Raw genomic sequence first — 14,723 nt, forward strand, 5'->3', positions numbered from 1 at the left:
GGGCGCCACTGACAGCGGCGATCACTCCCGGCCTCACGCGGAGGGGTGGAGCGGGTTGGGCACCGTGCCGTGGACCGCCGCGTGCGGTCGCTCGGGTCGGTCCCGGTAGCCGTCCAGATGCAGGCGGTTGCGGTTCAGGCAGAGGCGTTCGATGCGCGGCGTCAGCATGTCGAACATCTCGAACCTGTCCTTCAGCTCGGGAAAGCGGGCGTGGTGGCGCAGGATCTCCGCCCGGACGAGTGACCAGAATTCGGCCTCCGGGACGCCCAGCTGCTCCTCGCAGAGCGGGGAGAGGAAGCGGAAGACGCCGGTGAAGAGCCCCGAGTGGATGAACTGGGTGAGGAAGGCGGGCTCCTCGGTGAGCAGGACGCGGCGTACGTCGTGCGGCATGGTGTCGTGCTCCGGCAGCGGCCGGGCGCTGATGTTCACGTCGTCCACGAAGTCCTTGATCGCCAGACGGACGGGCACGTCCTGGCCGTCGAAGACGACGATGGCGTTCTCACCGTGCGGCGAGAACACGGTGCCGTAGCGGTAGAGGAAGTGCAGCAGCGGCGGAAGGAGCGCGGCGAAGAGCCGGGTCAGCCACACGGCGGGGGGCAGTCCCGAGCGGGCGACCAGCTCGGCGGTGAAGGCACGGCCCTGGGGGTCGGTGAGCAGCAGTGAGGCGAGGGTGCGGGCGCGCTCGCCGGGCGCCAGACGCGGGAGGAGGGGCTCACGCCAGATCGCGCCGAGGATCTCCTTGAACTGGTACGGCGTCTCGGGGAGGTGGTCGTACAGCGGGTGCTCGACCGTGACCGATGCCACCTCGCCGAGCAGGATGACGCCGCAGGTGTCACGCAGGAAGGGATCGCTGTCGCGCAGCCCCTGGACCCAGCCGGTGACGGCGGGGGCCGCGAGGGTGCGTTCGGTCGGGAGTCCGCGCCAGACCAGCGTGTTGAGGATCGACAACGGCAGTTTGACGGTGTGCCGGTCGGGCCGCTCCAGGTTGACGAAGGTGCGGATGGACTGCTGCGGCAGCCGCAGGTCCGGGTCGGCGTGCAGCGGGACGATGTCGCCCGCGGCGATGGCCGGGGCGAACAGCGGAACGATCCATTCGTCCCATTGCCAGGGGTGGACGGGCAGACAGTAGTAGCCGTCGGGGTCGAGGCCTCGGGCACGGAGGGCGGCGGCGAAGGACTCGCGGACCTCGGCGTCGAGCTCCTGGGCGTAGAGCTGCTCGGCGGTGGCGAGCGAGGGCACGCCCCGGTAGGCGGCGATCCGGGAGGAGACCGCGATCCAGGGCAGCCTGACCGGCTTGCGGGCCTCGGGGGTGAAGCGGGACGCGTCGGTGGCGGAGAATCCGAGCCGCCCTTTGTTGGCGACGATCCAGGGGTGGCCGGTCTGGTGTCCTTCGAGTTCCGCGTAGTCGAGGTCGGCCAGCTCGGCGACGGCGAGCGCGCTGTGGTCGAGGCGGGCGTCGGCGGTGAGCGTGGTGGTGAGCTCGCGGACGAGGTGGCCGAGGGTGGCGCCGTCGAGCCCGAGGAGACGGCGGGCGCGGGCGAGGAAGAGCAGCGGGTCGCGGAAGGGGACGCCGGCGGGGACGCGGTCCCGGGGCCGGCCGGTGTGCTCGGCGGGTGCGTCGGGACCGGGTGCGGCGGGTGGATCGGCCGGGGGCGCACCGAGTGCGTCCGCCTCGGTCTCGGCGGTGGTCGCCTCACGGATCGAGTCGGGGCCGACCCGCCAGCTGCCGTAGACCCCCCGCCCGGCGGTGAAGGTCAGGCTTCCGCCGTCGTCCAGCACGAGGGTGTACGCATCGCCCCCGGCGGATCGCGGAACCGGCTGGATGACTTCCTCGTAGGCGAATTCGCCGAGCATCTTCGCAAGCATCCGGGCGGCGGCTCGGTCCCACACCGCCCGGTTCAGTTCTGGAGTGCTGAGTTGCGCGGGCGACTCCGCTGATTCATGGCTCACAGGGTATTTGGGCACGGGCACTCCTCGGGACGGAACCGATGGGGTTCGAGCGGTGTGGAGAAGGCGGCGGATGGTTCACAGCTGGGCACGGTGGGCTCGGTCGCGGATCATCAGCGCGGCCCGCTTGTCCGGGAGTTCGACCTCCGCGAAGAAGCGGAATCCGGCGCTGAGAAAGGCGGAGACGGAAGGGGTGTTGCGGAGATCCGGTTCGGCGACGACTCGTGTGCACAGGGGCCGGTTGTCGAGCACGAGGTCGGAGGCGGCCCGGAGCAGCGTGGTGCCGACTCCGTGGCCGCGGCTGTTCACTTCACCGATGAGGAGGTGGATTCCGGTGTCATGCGGGCGGGCGGGGTAATGGCGCGCCAACGGGTCCAGGTCGGCGCGGTAGATCTCCCAATAGCTCATGGGGACCCCTGACAGCACCCCCAGACAGGGGAGGCTGCGTCCGTCGCCGTCGAGTTGGGGCATCAGATGCTCCGCTGTGACGGATGCGGCTCCGTCGAGTTCCCAGAAAGCCGCGACGGCCGGGTCGTTCATCCAGCGGCTGATCACCGCGAGGTCGCGCTCCAGCCGTACGGGAACGAGCTGGAACACTCCGGCCGGCGTGGTGACGGGCTTCCACTCGGCCGGCCGGTCGAGCAGCTCGCAGACGCCCGCGCCGTGCTCGGTCACGGGTGTGCCGGGTGTGTCCGGCGCCAGGAACGCGAGGAGCTCATCGGCGAGCTGTAGATCCAGTGTGTCCTCGGCACCCGTACCGGCCTGGGGGGCAGGGCCGGTACCGGGGCCGGCGTGCGCATCGGTGGGCGGCACGGTGATGCTCTCCTCTCTCAGCATTTCGGACGGCGGGGTTCCGTCGGGCACCCTGCGGGATTCCGTCAGCCGCAGAGCGGGTTGGTGATGGTGACGTAGACGGACTGGGTGTCGACGGGGCCGACGAGTTCATCGAGGCCGTGCAGCCGGGTCAGCATGTTGGCCTTGCAGCGCAGGCGCGGCGTTTCCAGCAGATGCGCCGGGAGGGGGGATCCCAGCCCGGTGGCCGCTCCCAGGAACCGGCGGAAGGCGGCGAGGAGCATGTGTTCGTCGGCGAGCTGCTGGGCACCGAACGCTCCGATCAGTCCGAACACGTTGTTGATGCCGAGGTAGTACGCGAAGCGCTCGTCGGTGACGGCATCGGAGACGAAGGTGTCGCTGACCGATCCGATGCCGGGGAGCCTGCGCTCAAGTGCCGCGCGGTGTGACTCGCGGAAGTAGTAGCCCTGATTGTCGCGGTAGCGGCCGCCGACCGGCCAGCCTTCTGCGTCGAGCATGACCAGGGTGTTCTGCTGGTGGGCTTCGAGGGCGACCCCGGCGTGTGCGTCGAGCCAGAGCACCGGCCGGACGACACGGTCCAGGTAGCGCAGGAACCACTCGGCGGCGACGGCGGTCGTGGTCCGTCCGGTGCCGGTGGCGAGCCGGCGGACGATTTCGGCGAGGCGTGAGTGCATACCCGCCCGGTCCGGCCAGGGGCGCGGCGCGGTGAGCCCGGCGATGCAGACCGCGTCGTCGTGCCGGTCGAACGGGTTGTGGCGCAGCATGACGTCGAAGCCGTGGACGGGCTCGCCGTCCGGGGTGTCGACCGCGAGCCAGGCGGGGTCCCGGACGATGTCGAAGCCGGGTTGGGCCAGGTGCAACTGGGTGGCGAGTCCGCTGCGCAGCAGACGGTGGACCTCCACCCCCCGGTGGAGTTCCTTACGGAGGTTCTCGCGACGGGAGTTGGTGATGCGCAGGCCGAGCGAGAGCTTCAGCATGGTGTCGACGCCGGGCCGTTGCACGGTGCGCACCGACGAGGTGGGGTGCCAACGCGCGCCGTACGGCCCCAGATCGTGCACGAGTCCGACGTCGAGCAGAGCGGCGACCTCGGGCCGGTTCCCCAGTTCCCGGGCCTGCCAGGGGTGGAGCGGAATCAGCGCGGTGTGCTCGGGGAATCGCAGTCCTTCGGCGTGCCGGGCCACGAGTTCCGTCGCCGGCACCGGACGGCCCTGGTCGGTCCATGCGGAGTCGGCTGCCAGTACGGACCGGTCGACGGCCATCCAGTGGAGGCGGAAGGAGCCGTGCGACTCGGGTGAGTAGAGGCGGGATTCGGAGTCGGAGAGACCTTCGCGGCTTTTGGGAGAGGGGTGGAGAGGATGTCCGAGGAGAAGTGACTGCTCCGCGGTAAGGAAGAGGTCGGCCTCGGCGGGAGCAGTGGGGCGGCGGCGTTGCCCGTCGATGAACCCGGCGGTTCGCCGTACCGAGTCGGCCACCCTGGCGACCATGTCGGCACCCTCGTTGTGGTCGGCCTCGCGGCCCAGGAGAGCGGCGACGGTGACGGCGTCCGTGGTGGGCGCCCCGTCGGGTGCCTGTTCCAGGACGGGTGCGCCGAAGCGGTGCCAGCCCGTGGCCGACCAGTGGCGGAGGGGGACGAGCAGGGCGGTTCCGCTCGCGGGCAGCGGAATGCGGAGGGTCTCCCCCTCCGGGCGGGGCAAGTCGCATTCGCGGACCCAGCAGCGCAGCAGGTTCTCGATGCCGGCGGCATCCGCGGCCCGGAGCGGGTCCGGGTGGTCCAGGGGGTCGGCGGCCGGTGCCGGGCAGGCGGGCGTGGCCAGGGAGGCGTACCACTGACCGTGCGGCATCTCCTTCTGGCGCGGCACGGTCGTCGATTCGACAGCGAGGTGGCCGGTTGTTCCGGCCTCTGCGCGGTGGTGGGTGGAGGGAGGGCCGTCGGCCTCGGGCGTGGGGGTGGGGTTCACGGCGGTCTTTCCTGTGGTGGTGTCCGGGGTCAGCGGATCGATCCGGTCGCGGTCCGTCGGCGCGGTGAGCGCTCCGCGGCTGCCATGGCATCGGCAAGGCGGTCGACGACCGCCGTTGCCTGTTCGTCGGTGAGGGTGAGGGGAGGGAGCAGGCGTACGACCGTGGAGTGACGGCCGCCGAGTTCGACGATGAGACCGCGGCGCAGGCACTCCTGCTGGACGGCGACGGCGAGCACCGGGTCGGGCGGTGCCTCGCTCCCTCCGCCCACCGGGGCCGCCTCGGGGTCGACGAGTTCCACGCCGATCATCAGGCCCCGGCCGCGGACGTCGCCGATGCACGGGTGGTCAGCGGCGAGTGCCCGCAGGCTCGCCAGCATCCGGGCGCCGAGGACTGCGGCCCGCTCGGCGAGGCGGTTCTCCCGGACGTGGGCGAGGGTGGCCGTGCCTGCCGCCATCGCGAGCTGGTTGCCGCGGAAGGTGCCCGCGTGGGCACCGGGCTGCCAGGTGTCGAGTTCGGAGCGGTAGACGATCACAGCGAGCGGGAGGGAGCCGCCGATGGCCTTGGACAGCACCATCACATCGGGAACGACCCCGCTGTGCTCGACGGCCCAGAAGGCACCGGTCCTGCCGACGCCGGTCTGGACCTCGTCCGCGATCAGGGGGATGGACCGGGACGCGGTGATGTCCCGCATCCGGCGCATCCAGCCGTCCGGGGCGGGGTTGACGCCGCCCTCGCCCTGTACCGGTTCGACGATCATTCCGGCCGGCGCGGGTGTTCCGCTCTTGGGGTCGTCCAGCACGCTCTCGGTCCACCGCGCGGCGATCTGCGCGCCGCGCTCGCCGCCGATGCCGAAGGGGCAGCGGTAGTCCTGCGGGTACGGAAGACGCGTCACCCGTACGTCCTCGGCGCCGCCGGATGCCGCGAGGGCGCCGGCCGTCATGCCGTGATAGGCGCCGGTGAAGGCGAGCAGACCGCTGCGTCCGGTGGCCGCGCGGACCAGTTTGAAGGCCGCCTCGACAGCGTCCGTACCGGCGGGTCCGCAGAACTGGATCCGCGCGTTGTCGGCGAACTCACGCGGCAGCGTGGCGAACAGCTCCGTGGTGAAGGCGTCCTTGACCGGAGTGGCCAGGTCAAGCACATGCAGGGGTGCGCCCGAATCGAGGACCTTCTTGATCGCTTCCAGGACGACCGGGTGGTTGTGGCCGAGGGCCAACGTCCCGGCTCCGGAGAGGCAGTCGAGATAGCGCCGCCCGTCCGCACCCTCGATGGTCAGGCCCCTGGCCCGTACCGGGACGATCGGCAGCGACCGCGCGTAGGTGCGGGCGGCCGACTCGCGCATCGCCTGGCGGCGCAGGATTCCCTCGTACGCCGCCGGCGGTGCCGCCGGAGCTGGTTCGGTCACGGCCACGACTCTTGATCCTCCCGCTGTAACAGTTGCGTTGCACGTCAGCACGATTCCGCAGGGACGGACCGCGGGGGTGAATTCTGTCCGTGTGTCCCCCGTACGTACCAACGACCCAGGACGCAGCGGATCACGGGTAAATCTGAAGATCCTTGCGGAACGGAACCATGCCCCTGCCGCGCACCGTCCGGACCGGCACCGGCATAGTGGGGGACCGCGCCGAGCCTCCGGGACAGCTTCCCGGCGGTCGCGGCGCCTCCGGAGCAGTCTCAGATCGCCATCCGGGGAACTGCCGGTGTGCCGTAAGCGAGTCCGGTGCGCCGTGCACAAGTGCGTTACAGAAGCGTTGAGTTACGAAGTCCCAGGGGGATCACCAGATGCGACTCATTCGACCAGCAGCCACCACGCGCCGCGAAGGGAGCGCCCGTCGCTCCGCCTCTCCCGTGCTCGCCACCGCGGCGGTCGCCGCCGTCCTCGCGCTCACCGCGACCGCCTGCGGGCCGAGCGACGACGGTGCGAGCGCCGAGCCGAACAGCAGCTCCGCGGGCCAGACGTCGGACAACAAGATCACCGTCCCGGACGATCTCAAGGACCGGCTCAAGGAGCACGGGATAGACCTCGGCCAGTGGAAGAACGGCGAGTGGAAGAACTGGGACAAGGACAAGTGGCTGCGTGAGGCCAAGGACTTCATCAATCCGATCATCGCGGGCCTCTGGGACCCGGACCGGATGCGGGACGCCGACAAGCCGCCCGAGAAGCCCGTCGACAACGACATCTCGGGTGACGAGGGCGTGACCGACCCGACCCCCGCGCCGGTCCGGGCTGTGGGCGTGAAGGCCCCGTTCCACGACAGCGCCGCCGAGTCCGGGAAGCTGTTCTTCGACGGCCCCGAGGGATCGATGGTCTGCTCGGCGACCGTGGTGAAGGACCCGGCGCACCCCGGCAAGTCCAACATGGTGTGGACCGCCGGCCACTGTGTCCACGCGGGCAAGAAGGGCGGCTGGTACCGCAACATCGCCTTCGTTCCGTCGTACAACAACAGCGGTCTGTCGACCGATGAGCTCCGGAACAACCCGCCCAAGGAGAAGGTCGCCCCGTACGGCGTGTGGTGGGGCTCGTGGGCACAGACCTCCGAGCAGTGGATCGACCAGGGTTCCTCGGCCGGTGGTCTGGGCGCTCCGTACGACTTCGCGGTGCTGCACGTGACGCCGGAGAAGGGCTCGAACGGAAAGTCCCTCGAGGAGACGGTCGGTTCGGCCCTGCCGGTCGAGTTCAACGCCCCGGCCGTACCCAAGATCGCCGATATGACGGCTACCGGCTTCCCGGCCGCTCCGCCGTACGACGGCCAGAAGATGTTCCAGTGCGAGGACAAGCCGGGCCGGCTCTCGCTCACCAAGGACGACCCGACGATGTACCGCATCGGCTGCTCCATGACCGGCGGTTCCTCCGGTGGCGGCTGGGTCGCGGCGGGCCAGGACGGCAAGCCCGCGCTGGTCTCGAACACCTCCATCGGGCCGGTGACGGCCGGCTGGCTGGCCGGACCGCGCCTCGGCAAGGAGGCCAAGGGCGTCTACGACTCGGTCAGCGAGAAGTACGCGGGACAGTGAGGACGGGCCGTCACCCGTTCAGCCACGGGTGACGGCCGGTCAGGGGCCCTCGGCTCCGGCGGGAAGGCTGTCCGCCGGAGCCGAGGGCCCCTGACCTGTCCGGACCTTGTTCCGGGCCCCGCCGCGTCCGGCTCCCCGGCCCGTGGACCTCGCCCGCCACCCGCGCACCGGCCGGTGGCAAGAACCTCGGTTCCGGCCGTCATAGGGTGATCCCGCATCATCACCGACCGCCGGTCCGACCGGCGTTTCGCATGACACGCTCATGCCATTTTTAGATTTCAGGGGGAATCTTTTCCATGCGATCCATACGTCCGCTGCTCGCAGCCACCGGCCTCGTCGCGGCACTGGCGCTGACCGCGACGGCCTGTGGTCCGGGCGAGGACCAGGCGGCCGACAAGCCCGCCGCCACCGAGTCCGCCGGTACCGGCGCCGACGGCGGGCTGTCCGCCGGTCTGGCCGACACGCTGAAGAAGCACGGTGTCGACCCGGAGAAGTGGAAGAACGGCGAGTGGAAGAACTGGGACAAGGACAAGTGGCTGCGTGAGGCCAAGGACTTCGTGAACCCGGTCATCGACGGGCTGTGGAAGCCCGACCGGATGAAGTCGGCCAAGGACCCGGCCAAGACCATGTCCGCCGGTGACTTCTCCGGCGACCAGGGCGTCAGCGACCCCGAGCCGAAGCCGGTCAGGGCCGAGCGCGAGAAGACGCCGTACCACGACTACGCGGCCCCGGTCGGCAAGGTGTTCTTCGACTCCCCCGAGGGCCACATGGTCTGCTCGGGCACGGTCGTCAAGGACCCGAAGAACCCGGGCAGGTCCAACCTGGTGTGGACCGCGGGCCACTGTGTGCACGCCGGTTCCAAGGGCGGCTGGTACCGCAACATCGTCTTCGTCCCCGCGTACAACGACCAGGGCAAGGACGCCGCCGCGCTGCGGAACGCGCAGCCCCAGGAGATCGCCCCGTACGGCGCCTACTGGGCCGACTGGGCCACCACCTCCGGCGAGTGGCTGGCCGACGGCGGCCCCACCGGCGGCGAGGGCGCACCGTACGACTACGCGGTCCTGCATGTGAAGCCGGAGAAGGGCACGAAGTCCCTGGAGGAGACCGTGGGCAACGCCCTGGCGGTCGACTTCGACGCCCCCGGGGCCGAGCGGATCAGCGCGATGGGCGCCTGGGGCTACCCGGCCGCCCCGCCGTACGACGGCCTGATCATGCACAAGTGCGTCGACCGTCCCGGCCGGCTCTCCATCAGCCCCGGCACCCCCACGATGTACCGCATCGGCTGCACCATGACCGGCGGTTCCTCCGGCGGCGGCTGGTTCAGTAAGGGCGACGACGGCAAGCCTGCACTGGTCTCCAACACCTCCATCGGCCCGGTGACCTCGGGCTGGCTGGCCGGGCCCCACCTGGGCCAGGGCGCCGAGCAGATCTTCACGATGATGAGCGACAAGTTCGGCGGTCAGTGACGACGCCGCATGACGAACGGCCGACGGCCCGCTCCCTGGATGGGGAGCGGGCCGTCGGTCCGTACGGTGCTGCGCCGCGGTCAGTGCACCGCGGGCACGAACGGGGCGAGGTCCGAAGCCAGTTCCTCGTGCACCCGGGCCTTGAGCAGGGTGCCCTCCGATGTGTGCTCCTCGGAGATCACCTCACCCTCGGCGTGCACCCGGGAGACGAGTCCGCCCTGGGTGTACGGCACGAGCGCCTCGATCTGGACCGAGGGCCGCGGCAGTTCGCTGTCGATGAGCGCGAGCAGCTCATCGATTCCGGCGCCGGTCCGGGCCGACACCGCGATCGCGTGCTTCTCGATGCGCAGCAGCCGCTGGAGCACCAGCGGATCCGCGGCATCCGCCTTGTTGATCACCACGATCTCGGGCACGTCCACCGCGCCGACCTCGCGGATCACCTCGCGCACGGCGGCGAGCTGCTCCTCGGGCACCGGGTGCGAGCCGTCCACCACGTGCAGGATCAGGTCGGATTCGCCGACCTCCTCCATGGTGGAGCGGAACGCCTCGACGAGGTGGTGCGGCAGATGCCGTACGAATCCGACGGTGTCGGCCAGCGTGTAGATCCGGCCGCTCGGCGTCTCGGCCCGGCGCACGGTCGGGTCGAGGGTGGCGAACAGCGAGTTCTCCACCAGCACGCCCGCGCCGGTCAGCCGGTTGAGGAGTGAGGACTTACCGGCGTTGGTGTAGCCCGCGATCGCGACCGAAGGCACCTTGTTGCGCTTGCGCTCCTGGCGCTTGATCTCGCGGCCGGTCTTCATCTCCGCGATCTCCCGGCGCATCTTCGCCATCTTCTCGCGGATCCGGCGCCGGTCCGTCTCGATCTTGGTCTCACCGGGACCACGGGTCGCCATGCCGCCACCGCCGCTGGAACCGCCGCCGCCCATCTGACGGGACAGCGACTGACCCCAGCCGCGCAGCCGCGGCAGCATGTACTGCATCTGTGCCAGCGAGACCTGCGCCTTGCCCTCACGGGACTTGGCGTGCTGGGCGAAGATGTCGAGAATCAGGGCGGTCCTGTCGACCACCTTGACCTTGACGACATCCTCCAGGTGGATCAGCTGGCCGGGGCTCAGCTCACCGTCGCAGACGACGGTGTCGGCCCCGCTTTCGAGGACGATGTCGCGCAGCTCCAGGGCCTTGCCGGAACCGATGTAGGTGGCCGCGTCCGGCTTGTCGCGGCGCTGGAAGACGGCGTCCAGCACCTGGGCTCCGGCCGTCTCGGCGAGAGCCGCCAGCTCGGCGAGCGAAATCTCCGCGTCGTGCACGGTGCCCGAGGTCCACACACCGACCAGCACCACACGCTCCAGGCGCAGCTGCCGGTACTCGACCTCGGTGACGTCCTCGAGCTCGGTGGAGAGTCCCGCCACTCGCCGCAGGGCGGCGCGCTCGGAGCGGTCGAGCTGTTCGCCGTCCCGCTCTCCGTCGATCTCGTGGCTCCAGGCGACGTCCTCTTCCATCAGGGCGTCGGCCCGGAGGGGCTCGGTGAGGCTCTCGGTGACGTTCTCCGTGGCGCTCTGCGCGTCCTGCGCGTCCTGGGGAAGGGAAGAAGAGGAGGTCATTGGATCCTTACGTCGATAGAAGTGGTCTACAGCAGTCACAACGCGTGACCTCCCCGGATGATTCCCGCACGGGGAACGCTCCGGTCCGGCCGCCGTGGCGACCTGTCGATAGTGGCATGGCGCGCCCGGCCCGTCACGCGGGTTTCCCCCCGCCCGACGGTGCGGTGCTGTGCCAGTCCGGGTGGCCCGGCATGGGCGGCGTACTCGTCCCGTACAGCCAGCCGTCGAAGAACGCGGTCAGGTCGCGTCCCGCCACCTGGGATGCCAGCCGGGTGAAGTCCGCCGTGGCGGCGTTGGAGTCGCGGTGCTTGCGCACCCAGAGCCTCTCCAGCCGGTCGAAGGCGCGGTGGCCGATCTCCTGGCGGAGCGCGTACAGGACCAGCGCGCTGCCGTCGTAGACCACCGGCCGGAACAGGCTGATCTTCTCGCCCGGGGCCGGCGCGTCGGGGCGCGCGGGCGGGCCTCCGTCGGCGCGCCAGCCGTCCGACCTGGTGTAGGCGTCACGCATCCGGCGTTCGAGCGGCTTGTCGCCGTGCTCCTGCGCGTAGCGTGCCTCGTACCAGCTGGCGTGCCCCTCGCTCAGCCAGAGATCGGACCAGGTGCGCGGCGAGACGCTGTCGCCGAACCACTGGTGTGCCAGCTCATGGACCATGACCGAGTCGACGTACCACTCGGGGAAGCCGCCGTCGGTGAACAGGCGGCGTTCGAAGAGCGACAGGGTCTGGGTCTCCAGCTCGAAGCCGGTGTCGGTGTCGGCGATCAGCACGCCGTAGTTCTCGAAGGGGTAGCGGCCGACCTGCTTCTCCATCCATGCCAGCTGCCCGGGTGTCTTCTTCAGCCACGGTTCCAGCCGCTTCCGGTCGGCGGCCGGCACTACGTCGCGCACCGGCAGTCCGTGCGGCCCGGTCCGCCGCACGACGGCGGACTTGCCGATGCTGACCTGGGCCAGTTCGGTGGCCATCGGGTGGTCGGTGCGGTAGGTCCAGGTGGTGCGGTCGCCGTGCCGGGTACGCCCGGTGCGCAGCCCGTTGGCCACCACCGTCAACTCCTGGGGGGCGGTGATCCGGAAGGTGAAGTACGCCTTGTCGGCCGGGTGGTCGTTGCCGGGGAAGACCCGGTGCCCGGCGTCGGCCTGGTTGGCCATGGCGAGCCCGTCGGCGGTCTGCACCCAGCCGCCGCTGTTCTGCTCCCCGCGGGGATCGCTGGTGTGCCGGACCGTGATCCGCAGCGGCACGCCGGCCGGGAGCCGGCCGGGCGTCTCGACGATCAGGTCCTCGTCCTCGACCGCGAAGCCGGCGCGCAGGCCGTTGACTTCGACGGAGTGCACGGTGCCCCGGGTGAAGTCGAGGTTGATCCGGTCCAGCGGCCCCGTCGTCCGCGCGTCGATCGTGGTGACGGCTTCGAGCGGTTCGCTGTTGCTGCCCGGGTAGTCGAGTCCGATGTCGTAGGCGAGTACGTCGTATCCCGGGTTGCCGAGGTGGGGGAAGAGCGGGTCACCGATACCGAGCGGCACCGGTGCGGGCAGGGTGGCGGCGACGAGAGTGGCCGATGCGGTGGCCAGCAGAGCGGCACGCAGTCGGCGGGAGAGGAACGGCATGGACTACGGCTACCAGCGCTGCCCCGCCCCTCGCGGGACGGCGCGCGCCCCGCCACTCGAACGAGATCCGCGGTGGCGGACGATGCCTGCCGGCCGGGGCCGGGAGCCCGCCGGGGTCAGAGAACGGCGGCCGGGTGCTGGGCGCGGCTCACGTCGTACACCCCCGGTACGTCACGCATCGCGCGCATCAGCGCGGGCAGTCCTGCGGCGTCGGGGAGTTGCAGGGTGTAGGTGTGCCGCACGCGCTGTTCACTGGGCGGTTCGACGGTGGCGGAGATGATCGCCGCGTCCGCTCCGGCGATCGCCTCGGTGAGGTCGGCCAGCAGCCGGGGCCGTCCGAAGGACTCCGCGACCAGCGTCACCCGGCATTCGGACGCATCGCCCCAGCTCACCGCGACCGGCACCCGGCCGACGGCCTCCATGCGGGCCACCGCGGGACAGGCCAGCCGGTGGACGGTGACCGCGCCGCCGCGCACCGTGAAGCCGGTGACGTCGTCGGGCGGTACGGGGGTGCAGCAGCCGGCGAGCCGCACGGTGGCGCCCGACCGTTCGACCAGGGCGCTCGCGCTACGGCCGGCCGGCCCCGCGGATCCGGGCGGCGCGGGCTGCGGTCCGGGTCTGGGGTCCGCGGGCCGGCTGCCGTGGACGGTCTCCGGATCCTGCGGGTGGGCGTCGAGCCAGCCGGTGATCGCGATGCGCGCGGTGGGGGTCCGGGCGTGGTCGAGCCAGCCGGGCGAGGGCCCCGACGCGGCGTCCTCGGTGAGGAGCAGCTGTACGGTGTCGCCGTCGCCGAGCGGGGTGCCGAGCGTGGCCAGCCTGCCGTTCACCCGTGCCCCGATACAGCTGTGCGCCGCGTCCCCGTACTGCGCGTAGGCGGCGTCGACGCAGCTGGCGCCCGCGGGCAGGCCGAGCGTGCCGCCGTCGGTGCGGAAGACCGTGATCTCGCGGTCCTGGGCGAGGTCGGCGCGCAGTGTGGTCCAGAAGGTGTCGGGGTCGGTCGCGGACTGCTGCCACTGGAGGAGCCGGGACAGCCAGCCGGGCCGGGTCGGGTCGGCGCGTTCGCCGTCGGTCGGCTCGACGGTCTGCGCACCGCTGTCCGCGGCGTACGGATTGCCGAGCGCGATGACCCCCGCCTCGGCGACCTTGTGCATCCGGTGGGTGCGGATGAGGACTTCGGCGACCTCGCCCTCGGGGCCCACCACCGCGGTGTGCAGCGACTGGTACAGGTTGAACTTCGGGGCCGCGATGAAGTCCTTGAACTCGGAGATCACCGGGGTGAAGCAGGTGTGGAGTTCACCGAGGACCGCGTAGCAGTCGGCGTCCTCGCCGACGAGCACCAGCAGCCGCCCGAAGTCGGTGCCGCGCAGTTCGCCGCGTTTGATGCTGACCCGGTGGACGGAGACGAAGTGCCGTGGCCTGACAAGGACTTCGGCGGGGATACCGGCTTCCCGCAGCACCGAGGCGACGTTCCCGGCGATGGCGGTGAGCGGGTCCGCCGCGGCGGTGGCGGCGGAGATCACGGCTCGGGTGTGTACGTACTCCTCGGGGTGGAGGATCGCGAAGACGAGATCCTCCAGCTCGGTCTTGAGCGCCTGCACGCCGAGCCGTTCCGCGAGCGGAATCAGTACATCGCGGGTGACCTTGGCGATCCGGGCCTGTTTCTCGGGGCGCATCACGCCGAGCGTGCGCATGTTGTGCAGCCGGTCGGCGAGCTTGATCGACATCACCCGGACGTCGTCCCCGGTGGCCACCAGCATCTTGCGGAAGGTCTCGGGCTCGGCCGCCGCGCCGTAGTCGACCTTCTCCAGTTTGGTGACGCCGTCGACCAGGTAGCGGACCTCGTCGCCGAACTGCTCCCCCACCTGATCGAGGGTCACCTCGGTGTCCTCGACGGTGTCATGGAGCAGGGACGCGGTCAGCGTCGTGGTCTCGGCGCCGAGTTCGGCGAGGATCAGGGTGACCGCGAGCGGGTGTGTGATGTACGGCTCGCCGCTCTTGCGCATCTGTCCGCGGTGCGAGGACTCCGCGAGGACGTAGGCCCGGCGCAGGACGGTGAGGTCGGCGTCTGGATGGTGGGCCCGGTGCGCCTCGGCGACATGGCCGATGGCGTCCGGCAGCCGGTCCCGGGAGACCGGGCCGAGCAGGGCGACCCGCCCCAGCCTGCGGAGGTCGATCCGGGGACGGCCCCGTCTGCGGATGGGAGCACCTGGGTTGGTGGCCTCTGCGCTCATGGGGCACCTCCGGCGGCGTCGACCGGCGGTGGGGAGGTGCGGTCGCGCCTCCGGGCCGGTGCTTGATGCTACCGACCCCACCACGTGGCGGAGTCCAGCT

At 70.9% G+C, this 14,723-nt stretch carries 9 protein-coding genes; 2 read left to right on the top strand and 7 right to left on the bottom strand.

Annotation, left to right across the window (positions count from 1 at the left end):
* Positions 1 to 33: 33 nt before the first annotated feature.
* The 4 genes from OG322_RS07945 to OG322_RS07960 all read right to left on the bottom strand — a co-directional run bounded on the left by OG322_RS07945 (position 34) and on the right by OG322_RS07960 (position 6,127).
* Positions 34 to 1,965, bottom strand: a complete 1,932-nt coding sequence (locus OG322_RS07945; protein ID WP_329306249.1) for an IucA/IucC family protein — start codon at positions 1,963 to 1,965, stop codon at positions 34 to 36.
* A gap of 60 nt (positions 1,966 to 2,025) precedes the next feature.
* Positions 2,026 to 2,760, bottom strand: coding sequence for a GNAT family N-acetyltransferase (locus tag OG322_RS07950; protein WP_241200245.1), 735 nt, complete (start codon positions 2,758 to 2,760; stop codon positions 2,026 to 2,028).
* Between the two features lie 65 nt (positions 2,761 to 2,825).
* On the bottom strand, positions 2,826 to 4,718 hold the full coding sequence (locus OG322_RS07955) for an IucA/IucC family protein (RefSeq protein WP_329306250.1): 1,893 nt from the start codon (positions 4,716 to 4,718) through the stop codon (positions 2,826 to 2,828).
* A 29-nt stretch (positions 4,719 to 4,747) separates the two neighbouring features.
* The gene (locus tag OG322_RS07960) at positions 4,748 to 6,127 is read right to left on the bottom strand and encodes a diaminobutyrate--2-oxoglutarate transaminase family protein (protein WP_123462777.1); all 1,380 of its coding nucleotides are present in this window, start codon (positions 6,125 to 6,127) and stop codon (positions 4,748 to 4,750) included.
* 371 nt (positions 6,128 to 6,498) lie between these two features.
* Here OG322_RS07960 and OG322_RS07965 point away from each other — a divergent pair, with 371 nt between their 5' ends.
* Both OG322_RS07965 and OG322_RS07970 read left to right on the top strand, forming a co-directional pair.
* Positions 6,499 to 7,728 carry a trypsin-like serine peptidase gene (locus tag OG322_RS07965; RefSeq protein WP_329306251.1) on the top strand — a complete coding sequence of 410 codons (1,230 nt, stop codon included), beginning with the start codon at positions 6,499 to 6,501 and terminating at the stop codon, positions 7,726 to 7,728.
* Positions 7,729 to 8,024: 296 nt separating this feature from the next.
* Positions 8,025 to 9,194, top strand: a complete 1,170-nt coding sequence (locus OG322_RS07970; protein WP_123462773.1) for a trypsin-like serine peptidase — start codon at positions 8,025 to 8,027, stop codon at positions 9,192 to 9,194.
* 80 nt (positions 9,195 to 9,274) lie between these two features.
* On the opposite strand, the gene hflX is transcribed toward OG322_RS07970, so the two are convergent.
* The 3 genes from hflX to OG322_RS07985 all read right to left on the bottom strand — a co-directional run bounded on the left by hflX (position 9,275) and on the right by OG322_RS07985 (position 14,623).
* Complete coding sequence (gene hflX, locus OG322_RS07975; protein WP_124285383.1) at positions 9,275 to 10,795, bottom strand: GTPase HflX; 1,521 nt, start codon at positions 10,793 to 10,795, stop codon at positions 9,275 to 9,277.
* Positions 10,796 to 10,928: 133 nt separating this feature from the next.
* Positions 10,929 to 12,392, bottom strand: a complete 1,464-nt coding sequence (locus tag OG322_RS07980) for a M1 family metallopeptidase (protein ID WP_123462769.1) — start codon at positions 12,390 to 12,392, stop codon at positions 10,929 to 10,931.
* Between the two features lie 116 nt (positions 12,393 to 12,508).
* On the bottom strand, positions 12,509 to 14,623 hold the full coding sequence (locus OG322_RS07985; RefSeq protein WP_123462767.1) for a RelA/SpoT family protein: 2,115 nt from the start codon (positions 14,621 to 14,623) through the stop codon (positions 12,509 to 12,511).
* Positions 14,624 to 14,723 lie beyond the last annotated feature (100 nt).

Origin of the sequence: Streptomyces sp. NBC_01260 (assembly GCF_036226405.1) — a bacterium.
GTDB lineage: Bacteria > Actinomycetota > Actinomycetes > Streptomycetales > Streptomycetaceae > Streptomyces > Streptomyces laculatispora.